We start from the raw sequence: 25,072 nt of genomic DNA, 5'->3' as shown, positions 1-25,072 counted from the left end.
GCGCGGGGCTACGCGCGACGCCGGGTCGCCGCGCGCTGCGCATGACGCAGCAGTCCTACGAGCCCGGAGATCAGCGCCAGTGCGCCGAGCGCCATGAGCGTGGCGGCCACCAGCGTCGTTCCGGTCAGCTGGGGGACGATCATCGACAGGTTCTCGAGCGCCCGAGGCGTCCAGGTCAGAGCGGCACCGACGGTGGCGAGGGCGGCGAAGACGAGCCCCCAGACGATCCCTGCCCAGCGGATGCGCGGGCGCGGCAGGGCCTCGGGCGCGTCGGGCGCGAGAGCGTCGGCAGCGGATGCCGGGAACACGTCAGAGTCTGGTGTGGAGTCGCTCATCGGGATCCTCCTGTCGTGGTTGCGGGTGATGACTGCATGACGGAGATGAAGCCGCTGTCCTGCGCGATGACGATGCGGTGGTGAGTGCGGGCATCGGCGGCGCCGACGGTCGTGGTGAGGCGGATGCGCCCGTCAGCGAGACGGGTGCTCGTGACGGCGGGGTCGTCGGCGAGGCGCGCGGAGGATCTGCCGTCGGCATCCGCGAGGCGGACCCGATCGACCGCGGCGTCCCGCGTGGTGATCTCGATCTCCATTCGGACGGATCCCTCGAGCGGCTCAGCCATGATCTGCGTGTTACCCGAGGTCTTCTCCACGTAGACCGAACCGTCCACACCGTTGTCTGGAGCGACGATGACGAGGTCGCCCCACGTCTGCACGAACGGGGCTGATGCGGAGGCGCCCGGCTGGGAGCCGTTGCCCACCGAAAGCCAGTAGCTCCCGATGTGGAGGCTCTGTGCGACCGGCGCCACGGTCGCCGCGCCCGCGCCGAGCAGCGTCACGACGGTCGCGAACGCGAGGAAGCCGCTGCGGCGGCGCAGCACACCGGCGACCACCATCGACACGCCGAGCGCGACCGCCGCGACGAACAGTCCGCGTGCGGGGCCGAGAGCATCGCGCTGGGCGATGGCCGTGGCGGTGCCCGCGATCACGGCGATGCCGAGCGCGACCCCGACGAACGCGAGCGGCGTGCGCGGCGAACTCAGGCGCCGCAGTCTCCGGCGCTCGGCGGCTTCGGCGGCGAACGCGGTGGCGCGCTCCTGCCGCTCACGGCGAGCCTGCTCGCGGACGGCGCGATCGACATCCTGCTGCTGCCGGCGCCAGGCGTCGTCCTGCATCTTCCACGCGGCGTGCTGCTCGCGCCACGCGGCGTACGCGTCGTCGTCGGGTGCAGGGCGTGTCGACGCGGCCGTGCCGGCATCGGTCGAGGAGTCGGCGGCGGTGGCCGGGGAGGGGAGGGCAGGGGAGGATGCCGCGAAGCCGGCGGCATCCGTCCCCCGCGGGTCCGCGGGGGCGACCGGACCCGAACCGGTCGCCGCGGCGGACGCATCCGGCGACGCATCCGCAGCGGAAGCCCTCTGCTGCGGGGGTGCCGGGGGCGCGGAGCGCGCGGAGTGACGCGCGGCGCGCACGATGATGAACAGGAGCGCGACGGCGAGAATCAGACCGACGGTCACCAGCAGCGCAGACAGAGCAGACCATCCGCCGAGCCCGGGACTCAGCATCCATCCCGGGATCCTGCCGACGAAGACCACTCCCGGTCCGAGCGGGATGAGACCGAGGATCAGCAGACCGAGGATCCCGACCTGGGCCGGCTCGAACCGGCGACGCAGAGCGTCTCGCAGCACGATCCGGCCGTCGAGGTCGGGCAGCAGTGCCCAGGCGAGCGCGTAGAGGAAGATCACCGGAAAGCCGAACAGGCCGACCACGACGAGGATGCCGCGGACGATCAGCGGATCGATCCGGAGGCGCGCGGCGATGCCCGCGGCCACCCCGCCGATCCAGCCGTCACCGCGGACCATGCCGAGTCCCGAGGTCCACGAGAAGAAGCGGTCGCCGGTGTTGCGGCTTTCGGCGGCGGTGTGGCTTCCGGCGGGAGGGGGCGGCGTCGACGATGTGGTCTGCGGCGGGTCCACGGGTGGAGTGGTCATGCAACGATCTTCGCGGCGCGGCACTCGCGCCGACCATCGGGGGAATCCCTGAGACGGCCCTGATCTCGGCGGCCGCAGCGGTGACGGCCGAGGTCGCGGATGGTTGGATGGCCGTATGACGCCCGCCGCCGCCTCGGACGCCGCGCGCGCCGCGCCCGCGCCGCGCCCGGTGCCGCCGGCCCGGCCCCCGCTCGTGCGCCCTCGCGAGGGCGTCGTCGCCGGCGTCGCCGAAGGACTCGCCCAGCACCTCGGTGCCCCCGTGAGCGCCGTGCGCGCGCTGTTCGTCGTCCTGGCGCTGTGCGCAGGCGCCGGCATCCTGTTCTACGCCTGGTGCTGGGCCTTCGCGCCCCGCGCCGCGGGAGACGCGCCGACCACGAGTTCGGCGCCGGTCGCCTGGATTCTCACGTGCGGCGCCGCGATCGTGCTGCTGCCGCTGACCGCGCTCGCCGTCGTCGGCGCGAGGGCGAGCTCAGACCTCGCCCTCGTCGTCGGCGCGGCATCGGCGACAGCCGCAGCCGCCGGCGCATGGGCGACCCTGGTCGACCGCCGCGACCCCCTCCGCGGACCGGGGCACGCGGTGATCGTGCGCACCGCGGTCGTGATCATCCTGCTCGCCGTGTTCGCACTGACCATCCTCGCCCTCCGCGAGGGTGCGGCGGCGGACGCCCTGCTGATCGTGGTGCCCCTGGCCGCACTCGCCGCGATGCTGTCGTCCACCTTCGTCGGGAAGTGGCGCGAACTCACGGGTGAGCGCGATCGACGCATCCGCGAGGAGCAGCGCGCTGAGATGGCCGCGCACCTGCACGACTCCGTTTTGCAGACCCTCGCCCTCATCCAGAACCGGGGCGGCGCTTCGAGCGACGTGGCGCGGCTCGCCCGCGCACAGGAGCGGGAGCTGCGCGCGTGGCTCTACGACGGCGACCAGCCGGCCGACAGCGACCTCGCAACCGACCTCCGTGATTACGCCGCGGCGCTCGAGCTCGACTACCCGGTGCGCATCGACGTCGTCGTCGCCGGGGTCTCGAGCGAGGGGCCAGCGGCGAGATCGCGGCCGCCGCTCGAGAGGCCATGCTGAATGCGGCACGTCACGCCGGCGGCGACGTCTCGGTGTACATCGAAGGACGCTCCGACGGCGTCGACGTCTTCGTCCGCGACCGAGGGTCGGGGTTCGCCCTCGACGACGTCGCCGCCGACCGGCTCGGTGTGCGGCAGTCGATCATCGGGAGGATGCGGCGTCTCGGGGGCACCGCGACGGTCACCTCGGGACCGGGGGGCACCGACGTGCACCTGCGGTCGGTCGGCGCCGAGGGGAACGGCCGTGGCTGACGGCATCCGCGTGGTCATCGTCGACGACCACTCCATCTTCCGCTCGGGTCTGCGCAGCGACCTCGACGACACCGTCGAGGTCGTGGGAGAGGCCGCCGACGTGCCGACCGCGATCGGCGTCATCGCCCAGACGCGGCCTGACGTGGTTCTGCTCGACGTGCATCTGCCCGGCGGGCACGGCGACGAGGCCACAGGCGGCGAAGAGGTGATCCGCGCTTGCGCCGGAGTGCCGACCCGGTTCCTCGCGCTGAGTGTGTCGGACGCGGCGGAGGACGTCGTGCGCGTGATCCGCGCGGGCGCCCGCGGCTACATCACGAAAGGGTCGTCGGGCGCCGAAGTGAGCCGCGCCGCTCACGCCGTCGCCGGGGGCGATGCCGTGTTCTCGCCTCGTCTGGCGGGGTTCGTGCTCGACGCGTTCGGCGCCGTCGCGGGCGAGACCGCCGCCGTCGACGACGAGCTCGATCGCCTCTCGGCCCGCGAACAGGAGGTGATGCGCCTCATCGCCCGCGGCTACGCGTACAAGGAGGTCGCGAGCGCGCTGTTCATCTCGATCAAGACGGTCGAGACGCACGTCTCGGCGGTGCTGCGAAAGCTCCAGCTCTCGTCGCGCCACGAGCTGACGGCCTGGGCTTCGCAGCGGCGCCTGCTCTGAGACGGTCGCCGCGGCATCCCGTCGGCGGTGTCAGAGCCGCGACCTAGACTTGACGGGTTATGAGCGACCCGATCAAGCCCGTCATCGTCGGCATGCCCACGGACGCCGCGCGCGGCTCGGGAGGCCGGGCCGACGAGGACCTCCTGGTCGGTCTCAACCCGCAGCAGCGAGAAGCCGTCACCTATCGCGGACAGGCGCTGCTGATCGTCGCCGGTGCGGGTTCGGGAAAGACGAGCGTGCTCACGCGCCGCATCGCATCGCTGCTGCGCGCACGCGAGGCATGGCCGAGTCAGATCCTCGCGATCACCTTCACCAACAAGGCCGCCGGCGAGATGCGCGAACGCGTGCAGCAGCTCATCGGCGACACCGCGCAGGGCATGTGGATCTCGACGTTCCACTCGGCGTGCGTGCGCATCCTGCGCCGTGAGGCCGACCAGTTCGGCTTCACCAAGAGCTTCACGATCTACGACTCCGGCGATTCGCGCGCTCTCATCAAACGACTCGTCAAGCAGTACGAGGCCGACGCGTTCGGGTTGACCCCGGCATCCGTCCAGGGGCGCATCTCGAAGCTGAAGAACGAGCTCGCGGATGCCGAGTCGTTCGCGCGCACGGCCAACATGAGCGACCCCGCCGAGCGCCTGTTCGCAGAGATCTTCGCCGACTATCAGCGTTCGCTTCAGCGCGCCAACGCGTTCGACTTCGACGACCTCATCGCGCAGACCGTCTACCTCTTCCGTGCGTTCCCGCACGTCGCCGACACCTACCGCCGACGCTTCCGCCACATCCTCGTCGACGAGTACCAGGACACCAACCACGCCCAGTACGCGCTGATCCACGAACTCACGCGGCCCATCGAAGACGTCGGTGCCCTGCTCGACGAGACCGACGGCGCGTCGCTGACCGTCGTCGGCGACTCCGACCAGTCGATCTACGCCTTCCGCGGCGCGGACATCCGCAACATCACCGAGTTCGAGCGCGACTACCCCGGCGCCAAGGTCGTGCTGCTCGAGCAGAACTACCGCTCGACGCAGAACATCCTGACCGCGGCCAACGCCGTCATCAGCAATAACTTCGACCGCAAGGACAAGAAGCTCTGGACCGACGTCGGCGCCGGAGACAAGATCGTCGGCTTCACCGGGTATTCGCAGCACGACGAAGCCCAGTTCGTCGCCGACGAGGTCGAGGCGCTCCACCGCGCCGGTCTGCCGTACGGCGAGATGGCGGTCTTCTACCGGACCAACTCGCAGTCCCGCGCGCTGGAGGAGATCTTCATCCGCGCCGCCGTGCCGTACAAGATCATGGGCGGCACGAAGTTCTATGAGCGCGCCGAGATCAAGGATGCGATCGCGTATCTCATCGCGGTGGCCAACCCTGCCGACGAACTGAGCGTGCGCCGCATCCTGAACAAGCCCCGCCGCGGCATCGGCGACGTCACCGAGACGTCCATCGCGCGCTACGCCGCCGACCAGGACATCACGTTCCGCGACGCGCTCGCCAACGCGTCGGCGCTGGGCGTGGGACCCAAGATCCAGGCCGCGATCGCCCAGCTCGACGCCGTGCTGGTCGAGGCGACGGCGATCATGCTGCCGGCCTCGGGCGAGGCGCCGCCGTCGACCGCCGTCGCCGAGGGTCTGACGCTGCTGCTGAACAAGAGCGGCTACCTCGATGCCCTCCGCATGTCGAAGGATCCGCAGGACGAGGCGCGCGTCGAGAACCTCGACGAGCTCGTCGCCGTCACCCGCGAGTTCGCCCGGAACAACCCCGACGGCACGATCCTCGACTTCCTCACGGAGGTGGCCCTCGTCTCGGATGCCGATGACCTCGCCGACGCCTCGGGCTCGGTATCTCTGATGACGATGCACACCGCGAAGGGCCTCGAGTACGACGCCGTATTCGTCACCGGTGTCGAAGAGGACCTCATCCCGCATCGCATCTCCGCGGGAGAGCCGGGCGGCCCGCAAGAGGAACGCCGCCTGTTCTACGTCGCGCTCACGCGCGCCCGCAAGCGCCTACACCTCTCGCTCGCCATGACCCGCGCCCAGTTCGGCGAGGTGTCGGTCGCGATGCCGTCGCGGTTCCTGCAGGAGATCCCCCACGAGCTCATCGACTGGCGCCAGTCGCCCGGCGACATCAACTCGCGAGGTCAGGGAGGATCGCGAGCACTGAACGGACGGAGGCCTGGCGGCTTCGGCGGTGGGGGCGCATCGGGCGGCTCGCGTTACGGCGACGACCTCGTTCCCCTGCCGCGGCGGGAGAAGCCCGCGGGTGACCTCGCGAAGTTCGCCAACCGCATCCCCGCGAAGGTGCGCGACAACGGCGACATGGAGCTGGTTCCCGGCGATCGCATCCGCCACGAGGACTTCGGAGAAGGCCGCGTCGATCAGGTGACGGGCGAAGGCGCCAAGCGCGTGGCCCACGTGCGCTTCGACCGCGCCGGGCAGAAGAAGCTGCTCATCAAGATCGCCCCGATCGAGAAGCTGTAGTCCGGCGGTTCGCGCTGTCGAATCCGGCACGCGCGATGCGTGTTTCGGTAGCGCGAGACGGAGGGGAGCGCGCGAGGCGGATGCCGCCCCGCCGCGGGCCGGTGGCGGTCCCAGCTAGGCTCGGACCCATGGCACTCTTCTCGCGTCGCGACCGTTCCGACAAGGGCGACGGCGCCCCGGCATCCGAGGTCGAGTCCGTCGACACCGTTGCGGAGACGGACGAATCCGCCGAAGCGGCATCCGTTGCGGCCGAGGGGGTGCCGCAGGTCGGCATCTCGGTCTCCACCTTCGGCGCCGACCCGACGGCTCCGGCGCCCGCAGCGCCGACGCGCCCCGCGGCGACCGCACCGGCTCCGCGCGAGATCGTGCCCGGTCTGGTCGACAACGCCCTGCTGCAGGCGGCGCTGTCGGCCCTGTCGGCGGAGCCGCAGAACACCGAGATCATGAACGTGATGCGCCAGGCGCTGCAGGGGCAGCTGTTCCTGCGGGCGCAGGGCGACGTTCAGGCGCTGATCGCTGCGGGCCAGCAGATCAACCTCGCGATCGCCTCCGTGGAGGGAAAGCGCTTCCTCCTCGCCTTCAGCGGCGGCGCCGCACTACAGGCCAGCGTCGACTCCGAAGGCGGGGCGGCCACCTCGGTCATCGGGCAGCCCGCCATCGAGGTGCTGCGCAACGCGGTGGCCGGGGGATACGACGGCATCTACCTCGACCACGCCACCGCCGGCGCCCGCGTCATCCTGCCGAAGGAGCTCATCGCCCGCGCCGTCGAGGAGAGCGAGCCCACGTTCGAGATCAAGACGCTGCTGTCGGCGCCGCGCGATGAGAGCACGGCCGCACGCGTCGCCGACGCCCTCTCGCGCCTTCCCGTCTGGGTGGCCGGCAACAGCGACGCCGAGGGGCGCATGGGCCTCGCCGAGGCGCGCACCCCCGACGGTCAGCGCCGCATGGAGGTGTTCTCGCACCCGTTGGAGGTCGTGGCTCTCGGCCGTGGCGACAGCCCCCTGCCGGTGCAGCCCGAGCAGCTCGGCCGCGCCCTGGCATCCGAGCCGGGCCTCACCGGCATCGTCGTCGACCCGGGCGGCCCGTGGATCGAGCTCGACCGAGACGCGCTGGCCGGTGTCATGGCGCTCGCCGGCTGACGCGCGGACCGATACTCGCGGACGGACACGCGCCGCAGGCCCCGCAGATTCGGATGAATGCAGCGGATTCGGATGCCGCGCGGCATCCGGTCCGCATCCGTTGCCGGCCACGGAATCTGTAGCGACCCGCGCGAGCGCGGGATCGCCCCCTGTCGCGACCGGCGCCCGGCCCGTAGGGTCGGGGCATGGCCTCGGAGCGCATCACCCTCGACGTCGACGGGCGGGACGTCTCGCTCTCCAGCCCGCACCGCGTGATCTGGCCGGAGCTCGGCATCACGAAGCAGGAGCTCGCCGAGTACGTGATCGCCGTGTCCGAGCCGTTCCTGCGGGCCAACGGCCACCGCCCCGTCTCGCTCGAGCGCTTCCCCGACACCGTCGACGGCGAGCGCTTCTTCTCCAAGAACCCGCCACGCGGTGCCCCCGACTACGTCCATGAGGTGATGTGCACCTACAACAGCGGGCGCCGTCACCCTCAGGTGGTGCTCGACGAGGCCGCGGCCATCGTCTGGGCAGTGCAGATGAACACCGTCGTGTTCCACCCGTGGGCCTCGCTCGCCGCCGACACCGACAATCCCGTCGAACTGCGCATCGACCTCGACCCGCAGCCCGGCACCGATTTCGCGGATGCCGCCGCCGTCGCTCCGGTGCTGCGCGACGTGTTACGCGAGGCCGGGCTCGAACCGTGGCTGAAGACCAGCGGCAATCGCGGCATCCACGTGTTCTGCCCCATCGAGCCGACGCACGAGTTCCTCGACGTCCGCCATGCCGTGATCGCGGCGGGGCGAGAGCTCGCACGACGGCTGCCGGATGCCGTGACGGTCGAGTGGTGGAAGGAGGAGCGCGGTCGGCGCATCTTCGTCGACTTCAACCAGGCCAACCGCGATCGCACGATGGCCGGCGCCTACAGCCCGCGCGCTCTGCCGTCGGCGACGGTCGCGACGCCCATCACCTGGGCGGAGCTGGCCGAAGGCGTGGATCCGGCCGCGTTCACCGTGCGGACCGTGCCGCAGCGGCTCGCGGCGGTCGGGGATCCCTGGGAGGGACTGCAGGAGAACCCCGGACGCATCGATCTGCTGCTCGAGTGGTGGCAGCGCGACCTCGAAGCGGGTCTGGGCGAGCTGCCATTTCCCCCCGAGTTTCCCAAGATGCCGGGCGAGCCGCCGCGCGTCCAGCCCAGTCGCGCAAAGAAGGACTGATCGGGTTCACCGACCGGTCGCTCGGCGGCATCCCCTCCGTCACCGGCGACGGCTAGCGTCACCCGTGATCGCCGTTCGGGTGGCGGGACAGGAGAGCGCCGGCATGCGAACGAGGATGATCGCACGCGTCGTCGTCGGTGCGTGCCTCGTCGTTGCCGCAGGCCTCGGCCCTATCGACATCGCGCGCGCGGACGACGACTCGTCGGGCACGTCGCCGTCGAACGCGCAGATGGTGATCGCCGTCGTCGTTCCGCCGCATGAGCGCGGGCCTGCGACGCCTGCGCCCACCCCCTCCACCGTTGCGGGCGGCCCGGACGACGGCGCCGTCGACGGGCGTGCGCCCGATGGCCGGCTCGCGCCGACGGGCGACCAGCTCGCCGGAGCGCTCGTGTTCGCCGCCGCCGCTGCCGCGCTGATCGGCGGCGGCGCTCTTCTTCGCCGCCGCGCCGCGCGCGACTGAAGCGCGTACGACGCGCTCCCGCCTCAGGCGCGCTCGTCGGAGACCGTGCGCAGCGTGGTCGTGCTCGGCGTCGCGCCGACGACCACGTCGCCGGCCGTGTCGTCGGGTGCGGGGGGCGGCTGGGCGCTCGCGAGGGCGTCGGCGACGGCGCGGGCGACCCGCTCGTCCTCACGCCGGCGGCGCACCGCGCCCGCGCGACGCCGCCACCACAGCGCGGCCGCGACGAGCGCGATCGCGATCATCGCGATGATCAGCAGCAGCCACGGCACGGCGAAGCCGATCGCCTGCGTCGTGACCGGGGTGAGCCCCGTGGTGGATCCCGACGCATCGACCACGATGGGGGTGATCGTCGCCGAGCCGATCAGGGCGAGCATGCCGGCGACGCCGGGCACCGTGATCTGCACGTCGCGCGTCTCACCGGGAAGGATCTGCACCTCGGGGGCGACGTCGCCGGCATCGGTGGGGAACCAGCCGAAGGGCCCTGCGATCGTCGCGCTCTGCTGCGCGCCCATCGTCGTGTTGCCGGTGTTGTGCAGCGTGTAGCTGAGCGTGGCGGCGCCCGTGCCGAGCGACCACGTGCCACCCCAGGTCACCTGCGGGTTCTCGATCGCGAGCGAGGGGGCGAGTGCGCCCGAGACGCGCAGGGCGATGCGGATGCCGAGGCGGCGGTCGACCGAGATGCCCTGGTCGGCCGAGGAGCCCAGCGAGGTCACGATGCCCCCGACGTAGTCGCCGGGGGTCGCCGTCGTGGGAACGGACACCACGAAGGGCACCGTCGTGGACTCGTTCGGCGCGACGGTGACGGTGGCCGCCGCCGCACGCGTCCAGGCGCCGATGCCGGTGGAGCTCTCCGCGGGCGTCAGCAGGTCGAGCTGCCCGCCCGCTCCGGTGTAGCCGTCGGCGGCGTACACCGCCAGCTGCAGCGCGGCGGCGCCGTGGTTGGCGATCACGAGGGCATCGCTGACGCTCTGACCCGGGTCCACCGCATACGTGTAGGACGTGCGCTCCGCGCCGAATCCGTTCGACTCCGTGCGCACCGACCACGTCACGTCGTCCGCGCTTCCGGCGTCGTCGGCGGCGGCGCGGGCGGATGCCGCGGGAAGCGCGAGGGGCCACAGCAGCGCCACCGCGGCGAGGGCCACGGCGGTCAGCGCGGAGCCGCGACGGAGTCGGAGAGAACGGAGCATCGGATTCCTTCGGAGGACGGGAGACGGGTGAGGCGCGAAAGGGGTGCGTCCCGGGACGCGCCGACCGGGTGGGTCGACGCGTCCCGGGTCGCGGGACGAGCTGTTCAGTTGTCGGTGATCATCAGTTGCTGATCGCGGTGAGGGTGAGGGTGCCGCGGTAGCTGCCCTTGTCGACCTCGACCGGGATCTTCAGATCCAGGTCGGAGCCGAGCACGGCGGTGCCGCGGTCGTGGCCCTGGGCCGCCGAGCCCAGCGCCCGCGAGTCGGACAGGCCGGTGCCGCCGTCGTAGCCCGAGCCGACCGGCGCACCCGCGACCGCGCCGCCGCCGGCGGCGACGATCTTTGGGGTCCAGCCGAGGTACTTTCCGGAGAACGACTTGCTGCCGTCGGTGAAGTCGCCGACCTTCGCTGCGATCGACCAGGGGGCCACGGCGCGGCGGGTGTCGGTCACCGTGATCGGGTTGATCTGACCGGTCGCCTCGAAGTAGCTGTTGTTCTTCTCGGTGGCCGTGCCGAGGTCGACGAGGCCGTTGTGGCCGTTGATGGTCCAGCCGAACTCACCGGGAGCGGCGTCGGGCACGTCGACCTGGATGTCCTGGCCGTCGCCGTGGTTGGGGTGGATGGTCACCTCGTCCTGTACCGATCCGACCGGCAGAGCGGCCTGGGTGCCGTTGGCGGGGCCGCACCACACGACCTTGCGCAGCTCGACGGCGGCGTTCGGCGCGTCGCACGTGCCGGAGCGCACGTTCTGCACGACGAGAGCGTCCTTCTGCACCTGCACCTTGACGAAGGTGCGCACGTGCTCCTGGTTCTGCACCGAGTTGTACCAGTAGTTCGACGGGTTCAGCGGGTCGGCGCCGTTGCCCCGGCCAGAGGTGGCGTCGCCGGGGACGGGCGTGGTGAGGTCGTAATACTTCGAGCCGGATGCCGAGTTCGCCGTGACGTAGACGACGCCCCCGGGGCCTTCGAAGACCTCGTTCTGGCCGGGCTTCTCGTCGGCCTTGGCCTTCTCGCCGTTCTTGATCTCGTACGAGCGCGAGTAGCTGTGGTCGTGGCCCTGGAGCACGAGGTCGACGCCGAGCTTGGAGAACGTGGTCGGGAAGTCGACGCGACGCGTCTTGTTGTCCTCATCCTGCGCGTGGTCGGCGGGGGAGTAGATGGCGTGGTGGTAGACGAGCACCGTGTACTTGGCCTGGGCGCCGTGCGCGTTGATGACGTCGGTCACGTACTGGATGTGCGCCGCGTCGCCGCCGCCTCCCGTGGAGGTCTTGTAGCTGTTCGAGTTGAGGTCGATGAACAGCACGTCCTTGTGGATGAACCAGTAGTCGCCGCCCGACGAGTTGGACGTCGGGTCGCCGTTGACGTAGTACTGACCGGAGCGGTCGGTGTTGGGCGTGAAGAAGTGCTGCTCGTAGGCCTTGCCGCCCACGTCGTGGTTGCCGATCGTCGCGACCCACGGGTAGCTGCGCAGCTGCGCGGGCGCGAGGAAGCCGTCCCACTGCGCCTCGGTGTTGGCCTTGTCGACCTGGTCGCCGCCCGACACGAGCAGCTCGGCGTTCGGGTTGGACTGCAGCGAGACGTTGACGGTGTCCACCCAGCCGGCGGTGTCCTTCGCGACGTCGCCCGACGAACCGATCTGCGGGTCGCCGTAGAACAGGAAGTCGAAGTCGCCCTCGAAGGAGTGCGTCTGGAACGTGGTGGTCGTCGACCACGCGCCCTCGGCGCCGACGCGGTAGGAGTACTGCGTGTTCTCCTGCAGGCCGGTGATCGTCGCGTGGCGGTTGTAGCCGCCGCTGGTCGCGATGTTGGCGGTACCCGTGGCGGCGAAGGTGACGGCGGATGCCGGGAAGGCGTCACCCACGAGCGAGGCGGTGGGCGCGACCTGGACGACCTGGGCGGTGTCGGCGGAGGAGTACCAGCTCACGATGCGCTGGGTCTCGTCGGCGCCGACGCCGAGGATCACGCCGGTGAGCGTGGTCGGCGTGTCGGCGAGAGCGGGAGTCGCGACGACTCCCGCGAAAGCCGTCGCGCACAGCGTGGCGGCGGTGATCCAGGCGATCGTCCGGCGCGCAGGGCGGGGCGCTCGCGGTTCGGCGGAGTGCGGCATGGTCTGTCCGTTCGTGAAGGAGGGATGCGCGGCGAAGGCCGGTCGCAGGCGCCGCGGAGGGCGTCACCTGGACGATCCGCCTTCGCGGTGACAAGGCGGTGAACATCCCGCCCAGAAGCGGTGACGTCCCGGCGAAACTCTGAGGGTTCGCCCAGAGCCGGATCAGTCCCAGCCGAACACGCGCTGGACGAACCAGATGAGGCCGGCGAGGGTCACCGCCACGGCGAGTGCGCCGCTGGCCCACATCGCGACCCGGGGCGCGCGGCGGCGCAGCAGCACCAAGACGGGGAACACGATCGCGATCAGGCCGATCTGCACGGCCTCGATGCCGAGGTTGAACACGAGCAGCGACCACAGCAGCGTCCACGACCAGGGCTCGTCGATCCCGAGGGCGGAGGCGAAGCCGAGGCCGTGGATCAGGCCGAAGCAGAATACGACGAGCAGGCGCAGCCAGCCCGCCCGGTCGAGGCCGAGCGGACCGGAGTCACGGGTCAGCTCCGTGGCTGCCTCGCCCCTGCGCCACAACCGGAACAGGTACCAGGCCGCGACGACCGAGATCGACAGGGCGATCGCCGGCTCGATGATGATGCTCGGAAGGCTCACCAGCTTCGTGGCGGCCAGGATGAAGGTCACCGAATGAGCGAGCGTGAACACGGTCGCCGCGAGGACGATCTCGCGGAGCTTTCGCGAGCCGGCGATGAGGGCGAGGAGGAACAGGATGTGGTCGATGCCGGTCAGGAGATGCTCCGCGCCCAGACGGAAGAACTCCACGAACCGGTCCCAGGTGCTCTGCGCCGTGGAGAACTCGGGCGCGGAGGCGTCGAGCGCGGCGGAGCCCGAGTGCAGGTCGATGTCGTAGGTCAGGATCGTCTTGGTTCCCGTGACGTAGCCCTCCTCGTCGGCGAACAGGGTGCTGCGCACGATGTGCGCCTCTCCGGCCGGGCAGGTGAGGGTGCGGGGGATGACGACGTAGGGAACACCCTCCTGCACCGTCATCGATACGGCATCCAGTGGGCTGAGCGTGCAGCCGGCGGCATCGCCGCCGCTGGTGCGGATCGTGAACCGCTCGTCGAGGTAGCGGGAGACCGTGTCGCGATGATCCGTGACCGCCTGCGCCATCGCGGTGTCGTCCCGGGCGTCGAAGGCGGCGGTGCCCGAACGGAAGAACGCGTCGTCGTGCTGCGTGTCGGCTGCCGAGACCACGAGGAGGTCGTACTCCAGCTGCAGGGTCGCGACGGTTCGTCCCTGCTCGTCGCGGGAGAGGTCGGCGAACACGACCGAGCTGAAGCCGTGCGCGAGGGCGGCGGATGCCGAGGCCAAGGGGGAGAGGGCGGCGATCGCGACGGCGAGCAGGAGCACGGCGCGGAGGGAACGACGGTGAAGGGTCACGGCGTGAGCGTGCGCGTCGTCGGTGAACGGGGATTGACTCGCGCGTCAATCTTCGAGGAACGACGGTCGCCGCGTACCGCCGCCGCGGACCCGCGACGCGATGCTGGAGGAGTGCGTGTCGCCCGTTCCCGTCTCACCGTGGCCGTCGCGGTGTCCGCGGCGGTGATCGCTGCGGCGTCCCTCGCCGGATGCGCTGCCGACTGGACCGCGCCACACCCCGCGCCCAGCCTGATCGCGGCCGCCGATGCCGGCTTCCTTCCGCCGACCCCCCTGGCCCCGGCGGCGACGATGACCCCGAGTCCGGGATCGTGGGTCGGGGCGCGCCCGACGGCGGGACTGCGCGTGGTCCTGCTCACGATGGGGGACGAGGCAGCGACCGTCACGATGACCGACGCGGTGCGCACGTGGGCGCGTGAGGTGGGCGCCGACCTGCGCGAGGTACGGGCCGGGAACGATCCGATTCCCGCGATCACGCAGGCCATCGACATGCACGCCGATGTCGTCATGTCGGCGGGTGACGCCCTCGTGGACCCCCTCGCGATCGTCACCGCGAGCCACCTCGACCAACCGTTTCTCGTCTTGGGCGGCGAACTGGCCGAGCCGACCCAGAACGTGCTGGCCGTCGACTGGGCCGGTGCCGGCTTCCGCGGTGAGGATCTCGGTCAGGCCGCCCACCACGATCCGGCGAGCTTCACGCCCGAGCGCTGCAGCAACGCCGTCGCCGCCGGGGTCGCCGCGCTGCTCAGCGGGCAGAACGGCGTCGTCGTCTGGATTCCCTGACGCCGTCCCTCAGACGCTGGCGATCGCCTCGCGGCGATGCGGGCGGGCCCACCTCGCCGGGGTGTGCGGTCCGTCCCACACCTGAACGATCCCCCACGCGACCGCGGTGATCGGCACGGCGAGCACGGCCCCGACGATGCCGCCCAGCACGGTGCCGGCGGTCAGGGCGATGAGGATGACGAAGGCGTGCAGCTGCATGGAGCGTCCCATGAGCACCGGCTGCAGCAGGTTGCCCTCGAGCTGGTTGACGAGCACGACCACGCCCACCACGAGCAGGGCCACGACCCACCCGTTGGCCACGAGGGCGACCAGAGCGGCGAGGATGCCGGCGAGGGTCGCCCCGACGATCGGGATGAACGCGAGCAGGAACACCAGCACCGCCAGCGGCAGGGCCAGCGGCACCTGCAGGATCAGCAGGCCGATCAGGATGCCGACGGCATCCACGGCGGCCACGGTCGCCGTGCCGCGCACGTACGAGCCGAGCACCGTCACCGTCTTGTCGCCGACGCGCAGGGCCCGCTCGTAGGGCTCACCGCGGAACGGCCGCAGCAGGAACGCCCACATCTGCGGGCCGTCCTTGAGGAAGAAGAAGAGCATCACGATCATCAGCACCAGGCCGGTGATGAAGTTGGCCACGGCGCTGACGCCGGCGAGAGCGCCGCTGCCGAACTGCGCGCTCGTCACGAAATCGGTGAGGGCTTTCAGCCACTCGTCGATCTGGGCGTGATCGATCTGGAAGGGCAGGGTGCCCGCCCAGGCCATCAGATCGGTGAAACCGCCCTGTGCCTGCGTCGCCAGCTCGTCCCACTGGTCGCGCACCGCCCAGACGATCAGCCAGCCCACCGCGGTGAGCACGAGGGCGATGGCGAACAGGGTGATCAGCGTCGCCACGAGGGAGGGGATGCCGCGCCCGCGCAGCCAGGCCATGAGCGGCGCGAACGCCGAGGCCAGGATCAGCGCGATCACGAGCGGGATCGTCACGACGGTCAGCTGGCGGATGCCCCAGATGATCCCCGCGGCGAGGGCCACGACGACGATGATCTGCACCGCCCGGATCGCGAGGGCGCCGAAGGCGTCGGCCCAGAGGCTCCACGGTCTGCCCACGGCGCGCACGTGGACGCCGTCCGTGCCGTGCTGGTCGATGCGGACGGTGCGGTCGCGGAACAGTCCCATGCCTCGACCGTAGACGACGCGTCGCCTCCGCGTCGGTCACCGGGCCGGACGCGACCACTCCCGCTCGGTGAGCACGCGCGCCACGGTCAGGCCGATCGCGAGCGCCACGACGACGAACAGCGCGGTCGTCGCATTCTGGATCGCCGCCACCGTGTCGCCGCCGATGACACCGGCGATCGAGCGGTACGCGGCCGCCCCCGGAACCATGATGAGAACGGCCGGTACGGTCAGGGTCACGCGCGCGGCGCGCAGCCGATCGCCGAACAGGTAGGCGCCCAGGCCCACGGCGAGGGCAGCGGCAGCGGCGGCGACGGCGGGATTGACGTGGGCGTCGACGAGCGCCAGGCGCCCGACGTTCGCCACGGCGCCCAGGCTCGATGCGGTCAGCGCGATCGCCCACGGCGTGCCGAACAGCAGGGCGAAGCCGAGCACGCCGACGAAGCCCGCGGCGAGTCGGACGAGCGACAGGAGAGGCTCGGCGAACTCGGGCGCGGCGACCTGGGTCACGGTCGCGTCGAAGACGGTCGCGACTCCCCAGACGGCGGTGCCCGTCGCCAGCAGCACCAGGACGGCATAGGTGACCCGGGCGATGCCGGCGTTCAGATCGAGGCGGGCGAGGTCGAGGGCGCCGGTCACGAGCGGGAAGCCGGGAACGAGGTAGAGCACGGCGCTGGTCAGTGCCGCGTCGTGCTGCCCGCCGGGCACGCCGAAGGCGACGAACACCTGCGCGGCGGCGAGGTAGACGAGCAGCGCCGTCATCGCCGAGGCGAACACCAGCAGGAACTCGTTCGTCCGGAGGCGATGGATGAGCATCCGCACCCACTGACCGGCCGCGGCGGCGATCCCGACGGCGACGAACTCCTGCCACCCGCCGTTGTTCAGCAGCGCGAAGGCTGCACACGCCAGCGCCGCCGCGAGCACGCGCGTCAGATCCGAGTAGCGCCGCGGCATGCGCTCGATCTCACGCAGCGCCCCCTGCAGCTGTACCGGGGTCGTCCCCGGTTGCAGACGCGCCGTCAGCCGTTTGAGCGCCGTCATGCGGTCGGCGTCGACGGTCGGACGGGGAACCTCCGCCACGCGCGTGCGAAACATCTGACCGCGCCCGGCCGTGAGCACGATGTCGGTCATGCCCACCCGGCAGTGCACGTCGTCGATGCCGACCGCCTCGGCGGCACGCACCATGCTGTCGCGTACCCGCGCGGACGACGCGCCCGCGCCGAGCATGAGCGAGCCCAGCCGCAGCACCGCGTCGGTACGCGCGATGAACTGCACCGGTTCGAGTGCGAGCTCCTGCGTCACCGTGGGTTCCGAGGGCTCGGACGGCGCAGCGGACGGCTCGTCGGGCGGGGCGGGGACCATGGTCCGATCCTCGCACCGGCGCCGCCGCAGGGCGAGGATCGCGAGCCGGAACAACGGATGCCGATATTCACGGTCGCCGACCGATCAGCGGTCCTTCGCGCGCCCGTAGGCTCGGCATCACGGAGGAGGGGAGAGCGCCCCTCACCATCCGCACCAACGGATCGCATGTCCGGCCGCCGGGACCCGGCGCCGATGCGAGCGTGGGCGGGAGAGCCGGATCCGGCCCGTGCGGTGCTGCGCGGGCCGGATCCGTGCGCCGCGGTTTCAGTCCAGGACCTCCGCCAGGTCGTACGCGCGCACCTGTTCCAGCTGGGCGAAGGTGCACGAGCGTGGGTCGCGGTCGGGCCGCCACCGCTCGAACTGCACCGTGTGGCGAAAGCGCGCGCCTTCGAGCTGGTCGTAGCGCACCTCGAGCACGCGCTCCGGCCGCAGCCGGACGAACGAGGTGTCCTTCGTCGCCGAGAAGCGCGAACGGTCGGTCTGCCCGGTCACCGCGGTGCCGTCGGCATCCGTGACGACGAGAGATGCCAGCTCATCGACGAGCTCACGTCTGCGCACATCGCTGAAGGCCGACGCCCCGCCGACGTTGCGGAGTTCGCCGTTTTCGTCGTACAGCCCCAGCAGCAGCGAGCCGACACCGTGGCCGCTCTTGTGCACGCGGTAGCCGAGCAGCACGACGTCGGCCGTGCGGGCGTGTTTGGTCTTGAACATCGTCCGCTTTCCGGGCGCGTAGGGCAGGGCGAGCGGTTTGGCGATCACCCCGTCCAGCCCGGCGCCTTCGAAGCGGGCGAGCCACTGCGTCGCCAGGTCGTGGTCACCCGTCGTGCGCGTCACGTGCACCGGGGCGGGGACCGTCCGCAGGAGGTCTTCGAGTTCTGCGCGGCGCGTCGAGAACGGCTCCTGCTGGAGATCGCGCTCGCCGCGGGCGAGGAGGTCGAAGGCGATGAACATCGCGGGCGTCTCCCTGCTCAGCAGGGCGATGCGGGAGGCGGCGGGGTGGATGCGCTGTGACAGCGCCTCCCATGACAGCCGCCGACGCCCGTCGGATCCGGCGAGCGCCACGACGATCTCCCCGTCGAGCAGGCACGGCTCGGGCAGCAGGGCGGTGCACGCGGCGACGAGTTCGGGGAAGTAGCGGGTGAGCGGCTTCGCGCCGCGCGAGCCGATCTCGACGTCGGTGCCGTCCCACGACAGCAGGGCGCGAAAGCCGTCCCATTTCGGCTCGTACGCGAGGCCCCCAGGAGTGCGGACCGGGTCGGGAACGGCGCTGACGGCCTTCGCCAGCATCGGTGCGGGGATCTCGTACGGCATGGCTCTCATCATGACGGCGGGCGCGCGCGGGCGACAGGGGGGCGTCCGTAGACTCGCGATGAGACTGAGTATCACTTATGATGGTCCGCAGTCTCATTCGCGATCTCCATCGGGATCGATCACCGAGACGCCGCGAGCATCCGAGGAGTTCCCATGGCCGCTGAGTACCAGGCCCCCACCGCCGACTACGCCTTCCTGTTCGGCGAGGCGTTCGGTCTCGACATCGTCGCCCGGGCGACCGGCGGCGAGCTCACCGCCGCCGACGGCGCCGACGTGATCGCCGGAGCCGGTGAGTTCGCGGCATCCGTCCTCGCGCCGCTGCAGAGCATCGGCGATCGCGAGGGCGCTCGCCTCGTCGACGGCCAGGTGCGTCTGCCCGACGGGTTCGCCGAGGCGTACGCCGCGTTCGTGGAGGCGGGGTGGATCAGCGCCGAAGCGCCGGTCTCGGCCGGCGGCGACGGACTTCCCGGGGCGATTCGGGCCGGCCTCGGCGAGATCTGGAACGCCTCGAACGCCGCGTTCGCGCTGTGCTGGCTGCTCACCGCGGGGCAGATCCACGCGCTGGATGCCGCGGCATCCGATGAGATCCGTGAGACCTACCTGACGAAGCTGGTCTCGGGCCAGTGGACGGGCACGATGAACCTCACCGAACCGGCGGCGGGCACCGACCTCGGCGCCATCCGCACGATCGCCACGCCCCGCGGCGACGGCACCTACGCCATCCGCGGTCAGAAGATCTTCATCACGTGGGGAGACCACGACGTCGCCGAGAACATCGTCCACCTCGTCCTCGCCCGCACTCCCGGTGCACCCGAGGGAGCCAAGGGGCTGTCGCTGTTCGTCGCTCCGAAACACCTCGTCAACGCCGACGGCTCGCTCGGCGAGCGCAACGCCGTCACGACCGTCGCGGTCGAGCACAAGCTCGGCATCCACGGCAGCCCCACCTGCGTGCTCTCCTACGAGGACGCCACCGGGTACCTCGTCGGCGAGGTCGGCGGGGGACTGGCCGGGATGTTCGTGATGATGAACTCCGCCCGCATCGCGATGGGGTTCCAGGCGACCGGAATCGCCGACAGGGCCCTGCAGCAGGCCTCGGCCTATGCCGCCGATCGAGTGCAGGGACGCGTCCTCGGCCGCGAGGGCACCGCGCCGATCGCGGAGCACCCCGACGTGCGCCGGCTGCTGCTGTCGATGCGCAGCGAGGTGTACGCGATGCGGGCGCTGGGCGTCTACGTCGCCGACCTCTTCGACCGTGCCGAGCAGACCGACGATGCCGCGGTGCTCGCGATGGCCGAGTTCTTCGTGCCGATCCTGAAGGGCTGGTCGACGGAGGATGCCGTGGCGTTGACGAGCGACGCCATCCAGGTGCACGGGGGCATGGGCTTCATCGAGGAGACCGGTGCGGCTCAGCACTATCGCGACGCCCGCATCATGCCGATCTACGAAGGCACCACCGCGATCCAGTCCAACGACCTCATCGGTCGCAAGGTCATCCGCAACCAGGGGGCCACCGCCGAGGCGCTCTTCGCCGACATCGAACGCACCGTCGAGGCCCTGCGCTCCGCCGGCGGCGAGGTCGCCGCGCGCACCGCCGACCGTCTCGAGCGAGCCCTGGCCGCCGCCCGCCGCGCCACCGCGGCGATGGTCGCGTTCGGCTCTTCGCCGCGCGACGCCCACGCCGTGAGCGTGCCCTACCTCATGCTCCTCGGCGTCCTGGCCGGTGGCTGGATGCACGCGCTCGCGGTGGTCGCCGTCGCGGCGCACGAGAGTGCGCACGAGGCGGATGCCGCGCGTCTCACGGCCGCCGACTTCTACGGAGCCCACCACCTGCCGCGCGTGCACGCGCTCGCCGAGACGGTGGCCTCCGGCGAGACCGTCTGAGCCGCCACCCGGCGCTTCGCCCTCCGGGCGTCGAGCGATCGCGGCGAGTCAAAACGCCGCGCGCTCAGAGCTCGTCGCGCAGGCGCCGCACGACCTCGGCCATCGGCATCCGACGGGGGAAGGTCGCCACGACGACATCGTCGTTCTGCGCCTGCTCGCCGTCGGGGTGCACACCGAAGCGGTGCATGAGCTCGTCGTAGGCGTCGGTCAGCACCGACTCGGGGATGTCCTCGGTGCCCCGCAGCAGACGGCGCAGCACGTGGTTGTGCACCGCCGTCACGGCGGCAGAGAACGCCACGGCGTCGATCGGATCGAGACCCGGGAGGGCCGAGCGCAGGTAGTCGTCGAACAGCCGCTCGTACTGGAAGACCGTGACGATCTCGCGGTCGCGCAGCGCCGGGACCTGGCGCACCACGGCGTAGCGTCGACGGGCGAGTTCGGGCTCGGCGGCGAAGTGGCGGAACACGTCGACCGAGGCCGCACACGCCGCCGCCCACGGGTTTCGGCCCAGGCCATCGCCGCTCGTCAGCTTCTGGCGCAGGTGCGCGAGCAGCACGTCGTGATCGCTGAAGACGACGTCGTCCTTACCGCCGAACTGACGGAAGAAGGTCGATCGCGACACTCCCGCCGCCTGCGCGATCTGCTCCACCGACGTCGCTTCGAAGCCCTGAGCGGCGAAGAGATCCAGCGCAGCGGCGACGACGGCGTTGCGGGCGGAGGTGGGTGCGGCGTCGGTCATGCCCGTGAGCCTAACGCCCCGCCGAGCGCACGGCACCTCGCCGGCGCGCGGTCGGATCCGCACGGAGGGTCGACTAAGCTGGGGGATCGGTCGATCTCTCGATATCGAGATTGTTTCGGCACTTTTGTTCCGATACCGAGAACCCTTCGGCACGACACCCACTGACGCCCAGCGAAGGATTGCACGTGGATCTGTACGAGTACCAGGCACGAGACCTGTTCGAGAAGTACGAGGTGCCGGTGCTCCCCGGCATCATCGCCGACACTCCTGAGGAGGCGAAGGCGGCGGCCGAGAAGCTCGGCGGCGTCGTGGTCGTCAAGGCTCAGGTCAAGACCGGGGGCCGCGGCAAGGCCGGCGGCGTCAAGGTCGCCAAGACTCCCGAAGACGCGTACGAGGCCGCGAAGGCCATCCTGGGCCTGGACATCAAGGGCCACGTCGTCAAGCGCGTCATGATCGCCGGCGGCGCCCAGATCGAGAAGGAGTTCTACTTCTCGGTGCTGCTGGACCGCGCCAACCGTTCGTACCTGAGCCTGTGCTCGGTCGAGGGCGGCATGGAGATCGAGCAGCTCGCCGTCGAGAAGCCCGAGGCGCTGGCCAAGGTCGAGGTCGACCCGCTGACCGGCATCGACACGGCCAAGGCGCTCGAGATCGCCAAGGCCGGTGGCTTCGACGACGAGCTGGCCCCCAAGGTCGCCGATGTGTTCGTCAAGCTCTACAACGTCTACACCGGTGAGGGCGCGACCCTCGTCGAGGTCAACCCCCTCATCCTGGATGCCGCGGGCAGCATCATCGCCCTCGACGGCAAGGTGTCGCTCGACGACAACGCCACCGAAGTGCGCCACCCCGAGCACGAGGAGCTCGAGGACAAGGACGCGGCCGACCCGCTCGAGGCGAAGGCGAAGGCGTCGGGCCTGAACTACGTCAAGCTCGACGGCCAGGTCGGCATCATCGGCAACGGCGCGGGCCTGGTCATGTCGACCCTCGACGTCGTCGCCTACGCCGGCGAGAACCACGGCGGTGTGAAGCCCGCCAACTTCCTCGACATCGGCGGCGGCGCCTCGGCCACCGTCATGGCGGCGGGCCTGGACGTCATCCTCGGTGACCCGCAGGTGAAGTCGGTGTTCGTCAACGTCTTCGGCGGCATCACCTCGTGCGTCGCCGTGGCGGAGGGCATCGTCAAGGCGCTCGAGATCCTGGGCGACACCGCCACCAAGCCGCTGGTCGTCCGCCTCGACGGCAACCAGGTCGAGGAGGGCCGCGCCATCCTCGCCGCCGCGAACAATCCGCTCGTGACCCTCGCCGCCGGTATGGACGAGGGCGCCGACAAGGCCGCCGAGCTGGCCAACGCCTGAGCCGACGAGAACAGGACTGCAGAGAAATGTCTATCTACCTCAACAAGGACTCCAAGGTCATCGTCCAGGGCATCACCGGCGGTGAGGGCACCAAGCACACCGCGCTGATGCTGAAGGCGGGCACCAACGTCGTCGGCGGCGTCAACGCGCGCAAGGCCGGCACGACGGTCTCTCACGTCGACAAGGACGGCAACCCGGTCGAGCTGCCGGTCTTCGCCTCGGTCGCCGAGGCCATCGCCGCGACCGGCGCGGACGTCTCGATCGCCTTCGTGCCGCCGGCGTTCACGAAGGACGCGATGGTCGAGGCCATCGACACCGAGATCCCGCTCCTGGTCGTCATCACCGAGGGCGTGCCCGTCGGCGACACCGCCGAGGCGTGGGCGTACGCGAAGAGCAAGGGCAACAAGACGCGCATCATCGGTCCGAACTGCCCCGGCATCATCACGCCCGGAGAGGCGCTCGTCGGCATCACGCCCGCGAACATCACCGGCAAGGGCCCCATCGGTCTCGTCTCGAAGTCGGGCACCCTGACGTACCAGATGATGTTCGAGCTGCGCGACCTCGGCTTCTCCACGGCCATCGGCATCGGCGGCGACCCCATCATCGGCACGACGCACATCGACGCGCTCGCCGCCTTCGAAGCCGACCCCGAGACCAAGGCGATCGTCATGATCGGCGAGATCGGCGGCGACGCCGAGGAGCGCGCGGCGGAGTTCATCAAGGCGAACGTCACCAAGCCGGTCGTCGGCTACGTGGCCGGCTTCACCGCCCCCGAGGGCAAGACGATGGGCCACGCCGGCGCGATCGTCTCCGGCTCGGCGGGCACCGCACAGGCCAAGAAGGAGGCCCTCGAGGCCGCCGGCGTCAAGGTCGGCAAGACCCCGTCCGAGACCGCCGCTCTCATGCGGGAGATCATCGAGACGCTCTGACGTCCGACGAGAGAGGGGGTGGATGCCGCGGCATCCACCCCCTCTCTCTGTCTCCGCCCCGTGCCGAGCCGCTACGAATCCACCGAGCCGCCACGAACGGGCGTGACGGCTCGCGCGGAACGTAGCGGCTCGCGGGAGCGGGAGGGGAGGGGGTCAGCCTCCCAGGAGCATCTCGATCGGGCCGCGGGCGAAGTAGATGAGGAAGCCGGCGGCGACCACCCACAGCAGCGGGCTGATCTCCCTCGCCTTGCCGGAGAGCGAACGCACGACCACCCAGCTGATGAAGCCGGCGCCGATGCCGTTGGCGATCGAGTACGTCATCGGCATGACCGACACCGTCAGGAACACCGGCAGCAGCACGCTGAAGTCGCTGAGGTCGATGTGCTTGACCTGCGCCATCATCATGGCGCCGACGATCACGAGCGCCGCCGCGGCGACTTCGGTGGGAACGATCGAGGTGAGCGGTGTGAAGAACATCGCGAGCAGGAAGACCACGCCGGTCACGATGTTGGCCAGGCCCGTGCGGGCGCCCTCACCGATGCCGGAGCCCGATTCGATGAACACGGTCGCCGACGATGAGGACGTCGCGCCTCCCACGACGGCGCCGACGCCCTCCACCACGAGGGCGGATTTGATGCGGGGGAAGTCGCCCTTCTCGTCGGCCAGACCCGCCTCCTTCGCGAGGCCGGTCATCGTGCCCATCGCGTCGAAGAAGTTGGAGAACACGAGCGTGAACACGAGCATGATCAGCGCGACGATGCCGACTTTGCCGATGTCGAAGCCGAAGTCGACGGCGCCGAGCAGGCTCAGGTCGGGGATGCTGACCGGAGAGCCGGTGAGCGCGGGGATCGTGAGCCCCCATCCGCCCGGGTGATCGGTCGCCGAGCCGAGGTGCCAGATGGCCTCCACGATCACCGACACGACGGTGCCGCCGACGAGGCCGATCAGCATGCCGCCTTTCACCTTGCGGGCGACGAGCACTCCGGTCACCAGCAGCGTCAGGACGAACATGAGCGTCGGGATCGACGCGACCGAGCCGCCGATGCCGAGGCCGACCGGCGGTGAGTTCGATCCGGTCGCGGTCACGAAGCCGGAGTTGACGAACCCGATGAAGGCGATGAAGAGGCCGATCGCGACGGTGATGGCGAGCTTCAGCTGCACCGGCACGGCGTCGAAGATGAGCTTGCGCAGCCCGGTCGCCGCCAGCAGCACGATGATGATGCCGTTGATCATCACCAGGGCCATCGCCTCGGGCCAGGTGACCTCGTGGATGACGCTGAAGGCGAGGAACGCGTTGATGCCGAGTCCCGCCGCGAAGGCGAACGGCAGCCGGGTCACCAGGCCGAACAGGATCGTCATGACCCCGGCGGTCAGCGCCGTCGCCGCCCCCACGGCGGAGAACGCCAGCTCGTTGCCGGCGATGTCCGCCTTGCCCGACAGGATGATCGGGTTCAGGATCACGATGTACGCCATCGTGACGAAGGTGACCAATCCGCCGCGGATCTCGCCCCCGATCGTCGAGCCGCGACGGCTGATCTCGAAGAAGCGGTCGAGCGCCCCGAGCGGGGCGTCGGCGGAACGGGTGGCGGACGTGGGTGTAGCGGGCATGGATCCTCCATCCAGAA

The 25,072-nt window shown here is 70.8% G+C and carries 21 protein-coding genes; 11 read left to right on the top strand and 10 right to left on the bottom strand.

Annotation, left to right across the window (positions count from 1 at the left end; all coding sequences use genetic code 11):
- Window positions 1-8 precede the first annotated feature (8 nt).
- The gene (locus PP359_RS06170; RefSeq protein WP_162722453.1) at window positions 9-335 is read right to left on the bottom strand and encodes a hypothetical protein; all 327 of its coding nucleotides are present in this window, start codon (window positions 333-335) and stop codon (window positions 9-11) included.
- Window positions 332-1,984 carry a PspC domain-containing protein gene (locus tag PP359_RS06165; protein ID WP_499250122.1) on the bottom strand — a complete coding sequence of 551 codons (1,653 nt, stop codon included), beginning with the start codon at window positions 1,982-1,984 and terminating at the stop codon, window positions 332-334. The genes PP359_RS06170 and PP359_RS06165 overlap by 4 nt, the downstream gene beginning before the upstream one ends.
- Window positions 1,985-2,099: 115 nt before the next feature.
- Between PP359_RS06165 and PP359_RS06160 the strand changes: the two genes are divergently transcribed.
- From PP359_RS06160 to PP359_RS06130, 7 genes are all read left to right on the top strand, one after another.
- Window positions 2,100-3,059 (top strand): PspC domain-containing protein, encoded by a 960-nt coding sequence (locus PP359_RS06160; RefSeq protein WP_499250121.1) that lies wholly within the window; start codon window positions 2,100-2,102, stop codon window positions 3,057-3,059.
- A complete protein-coding gene (locus tag PP359_RS06155) occupies window positions 3,053-3,310 on the top strand; it encodes a hypothetical protein (protein ID WP_499250120.1) in 258 nt (85 codons plus the stop codon). Before PP359_RS06160 ends, PP359_RS06155 begins: the two co-directional genes overlap by 7 nt.
- Window positions 3,303-3,962, top strand: coding sequence for a LuxR C-terminal-related transcriptional regulator (locus PP359_RS06150; protein ID WP_112932481.1), 660 nt, complete (start codon window positions 3,303-3,305; stop codon window positions 3,960-3,962). Before PP359_RS06155 ends, PP359_RS06150 begins: the two co-directional genes overlap by 8 nt.
- Window positions 3,963-4,021: 59 nt before the next feature.
- The gene (locus PP359_RS06145; protein ID WP_499250119.1) at window positions 4,022-6,445 is read left to right on the top strand and encodes an ATP-dependent helicase; all 2,424 of its coding nucleotides are present in this window, start codon (window positions 4,022-4,024) and stop codon (window positions 6,443-6,445) included.
- Window positions 6,446-6,573: 128 nt separating this feature from the next.
- Window positions 6,574-7,584, top strand: coding sequence for an SseB family protein (locus PP359_RS06140; protein WP_295774319.1), 1,011 nt, complete (start codon window positions 6,574-6,576; stop codon window positions 7,582-7,584).
- Between the two features lie 185 nt (window positions 7,585-7,769).
- A complete protein-coding gene (ligD, locus tag PP359_RS06135) occupies window positions 7,770-8,780 on the top strand; it encodes a non-homologous end-joining DNA ligase (RefSeq protein WP_499250118.1) in 1,011 nt (336 codons plus the stop codon).
- A 115-nt stretch (window positions 8,781-8,895) separates the two neighbouring features.
- A complete protein-coding gene (locus PP359_RS06130) occupies window positions 8,896-9,240 on the top strand; it encodes a hypothetical protein (protein WP_499250117.1) in 345 nt (114 codons plus the stop codon).
- A 23-nt stretch (window positions 9,241-9,263) separates the two neighbouring features.
- Here the strand turns inward: PP359_RS06130 and PP359_RS06125 are convergent, their stop codons facing one another.
- The 3 genes from PP359_RS06125 to PP359_RS06115 all read right to left on the bottom strand — a co-directional run bounded on the left by PP359_RS06125 (window position 9,264) and on the right by PP359_RS06115 (window position 13,923).
- The gene (locus tag PP359_RS06125) at window positions 9,264-10,427 is read right to left on the bottom strand and encodes a hypothetical protein (protein WP_499250116.1); all 1,164 of its coding nucleotides are present in this window, start codon (window positions 10,425-10,427) and stop codon (window positions 9,264-9,266) included.
- A gap of 121 nt (window positions 10,428-10,548) precedes the next feature.
- Window positions 10,549-12,534 carry a purple acid phosphatase family protein gene (locus PP359_RS06120; protein ID WP_499250115.1) on the bottom strand — a complete coding sequence of 662 codons (1,986 nt, stop codon included), beginning with the start codon at window positions 12,532-12,534 and terminating at the stop codon, window positions 10,549-10,551.
- Between the two features lie 162 nt (window positions 12,535-12,696).
- Window positions 12,697-13,923, bottom strand: a complete 1,227-nt coding sequence (locus PP359_RS06115; RefSeq protein WP_294979363.1) for a HupE/UreJ family protein — start codon at window positions 13,921-13,923, stop codon at window positions 12,697-12,699.
- Window positions 13,924-14,034: 111 nt separating this feature from the next.
- Here PP359_RS06115 and PP359_RS06110 point away from each other — a divergent pair, with 111 nt between their 5' ends.
- Entirely contained in the window at window positions 14,035-14,703 is a 669-nt protein-coding gene (locus PP359_RS06110; protein ID WP_294979366.1) for a hypothetical protein, read from the top strand.
- Window positions 14,704-14,712: 9 nt separating this feature from the next.
- On the opposite strand, the gene PP359_RS06105 is transcribed toward PP359_RS06110, so the two are convergent.
- From PP359_RS06105 to PP359_RS06095, 3 genes are all read right to left on the bottom strand, one after another.
- Window positions 14,713-15,876: an AI-2E family transporter gene (locus PP359_RS06105; RefSeq protein ID WP_039414235.1), complete on the bottom strand. Its 1,164-nt coding sequence runs from the start codon at window positions 15,874-15,876 to the stop codon at window positions 14,713-14,715.
- Between the two features lie 36 nt (window positions 15,877-15,912).
- Complete coding sequence (locus PP359_RS06100) at window positions 15,913-17,235, bottom strand: threonine/serine exporter family protein (RefSeq protein WP_135948516.1); 1,323 nt, start codon at window positions 17,233-17,235, stop codon at window positions 15,913-15,915.
- Between the two features lie 264 nt (window positions 17,236-17,499).
- Window positions 17,500-18,546, bottom strand: coding sequence for an ATP-dependent DNA ligase (locus PP359_RS06095; protein WP_499250114.1), 1,047 nt, complete (start codon window positions 18,544-18,546; stop codon window positions 17,500-17,502).
- A gap of 153 nt (window positions 18,547-18,699) precedes the next feature.
- Here PP359_RS06095 and PP359_RS06090 point away from each other — a divergent pair, with 153 nt between their 5' ends.
- Entirely contained in the window at window positions 18,700-20,427 is a 1,728-nt protein-coding gene (locus tag PP359_RS06090) for an acyl-CoA dehydrogenase family protein (protein WP_499250113.1), read from the top strand.
- 64 nt (window positions 20,428-20,491) lie between these two features.
- Here the strand turns inward: PP359_RS06090 and PP359_RS06085 are convergent, their stop codons facing one another.
- Window positions 20,492-21,166, bottom strand: coding sequence for a TetR/AcrR family transcriptional regulator (locus tag PP359_RS06085; RefSeq protein ID WP_036316337.1), 675 nt, complete (start codon window positions 21,164-21,166; stop codon window positions 20,492-20,494).
- 185 nt (window positions 21,167-21,351) lie between these two features.
- Here PP359_RS06085 and sucC point away from each other — a divergent pair, with 185 nt between their 5' ends.
- Window positions 21,352-22,518, top strand: a complete 1,167-nt coding sequence (gene sucC / locus PP359_RS06080) for an ADP-forming succinate--CoA ligase subunit beta (protein WP_036316339.1) — start codon at window positions 21,352-21,354, stop codon at window positions 22,516-22,518.
- Between the two features lie 26 nt (window positions 22,519-22,544).
- Window positions 22,545-23,447: a succinate--CoA ligase subunit alpha gene (gene sucD / locus PP359_RS06075; RefSeq protein ID WP_039414217.1), complete on the top strand. Its 903-nt coding sequence runs from the start codon at window positions 22,545-22,547 to the stop codon at window positions 23,445-23,447.
- A 153-nt stretch (window positions 23,448-23,600) separates the two neighbouring features.
- On the opposite strand, the gene PP359_RS06070 is transcribed toward sucD, so the two are convergent.
- Window positions 23,601-25,055, bottom strand: a complete 1,455-nt coding sequence (locus PP359_RS06070) for an NCS2 family permease (protein WP_112932494.1) — start codon at window positions 25,053-25,055, stop codon at window positions 23,601-23,603.
- Window positions 25,056-25,072 lie beyond the last annotated feature (17 nt).

It is taken from the genome of Sphingomonas sp. BLCC-B65 (assembly GCF_028550675.1).
GTDB lineage: Bacteria > Actinomycetota > Actinomycetes > Actinomycetales > Microbacteriaceae > Microbacterium.
The sequence above is the reverse complement of the archived record's forward strand: the minus strand, read 5'-3'. Positions and strand labels throughout refer to the sequence as shown.

Bases quoted from the DNA above. Each gene is read 5' to 3' on its own strand.
- PP359_RS06170 (WP_162722453.1), bottom strand. From the start codon at position 335: ATGAGCGACTCCACACCAGACTCTGACGTGTTCCCGGCATCCGCTGCC.
- PP359_RS06165 (WP_499250122.1), bottom strand. From the start codon at position 1,984: ATGACCACTCCACCCGTGGACCCGCCGCAGACCACATCGTCGACGCCG.
- PP359_RS06160 (WP_499250121.1), top strand. From the start codon at position 2,100: ATGACGCCCGCCGCCGCCTCGGACGCCGCGCGCGCCGCGCCCGCGCCG.
- PP359_RS06155 (WP_499250120.1), top strand. From the start codon at position 3,053: ATGCTGAATGCGGCACGTCACGCCGGCGGCGACGTCTCGGTGTACATC.
- PP359_RS06145 (WP_499250119.1), top strand. From the start codon at position 4,022: ATGAGCGACCCGATCAAGCCCGTCATCGTCGGCATGCCCACGGACGCC.
- PP359_RS06140 (WP_295774319.1), top strand. From the start codon at position 6,574: ATGGCACTCTTCTCGCGTCGCGACCGTTCCGACAAGGGCGACGGCGCC.
- ligD (WP_499250118.1), top strand. From the start codon at position 7,770: ATGGCCTCGGAGCGCATCACCCTCGACGTCGACGGGCGGGACGTCTCG.
- PP359_RS06130 (WP_499250117.1), top strand. From the start codon at position 8,896: ATGATCGCACGCGTCGTCGTCGGTGCGTGCCTCGTCGTTGCCGCAGGC.
- PP359_RS06125 (WP_499250116.1), bottom strand. From the start codon at position 10,427: ATGCTCCGTTCTCTCCGACTCCGTCGCGGCTCCGCGCTGACCGCCGTG.
- PP359_RS06120 (WP_499250115.1), bottom strand. From the start codon at position 12,534: ATGCCGCACTCCGCCGAACCGCGAGCGCCCCGCCCTGCGCGCCGGACG.
- PP359_RS06105 (WP_039414235.1), bottom strand. From the start codon at position 15,876: ATGGGACTGTTCCGCGACCGCACCGTCCGCATCGACCAGCACGGCACG.
- PP359_RS06100 (WP_135948516.1), bottom strand. From the start codon at position 17,235: ATGGTCCCCGCCCCGCCCGACGAGCCGTCCGCTGCGCCGTCCGAGCCC.
- PP359_RS06095 (WP_499250114.1), bottom strand. From the start codon at position 18,546: ATGCCGTACGAGATCCCCGCACCGATGCTGGCGAAGGCCGTCAGCGCC.
- PP359_RS06090 (WP_499250113.1), top strand. From the start codon at position 18,700: ATGGCCGCTGAGTACCAGGCCCCCACCGCCGACTACGCCTTCCTGTTC.
- PP359_RS06085 (WP_036316337.1), bottom strand. From the start codon at position 21,166: ATGACCGACGCCGCACCCACCTCCGCCCGCAACGCCGTCGTCGCCGCT.
- sucD (WP_039414217.1), top strand. From the start codon at position 22,545: ATGTCTATCTACCTCAACAAGGACTCCAAGGTCATCGTCCAGGGCATC.
- PP359_RS06070 (WP_112932494.1), bottom strand. From the start codon at position 25,055: ATGCCCGCTACACCCACGTCCGCCACCCGTTCCGCCGACGCCCCGCTC.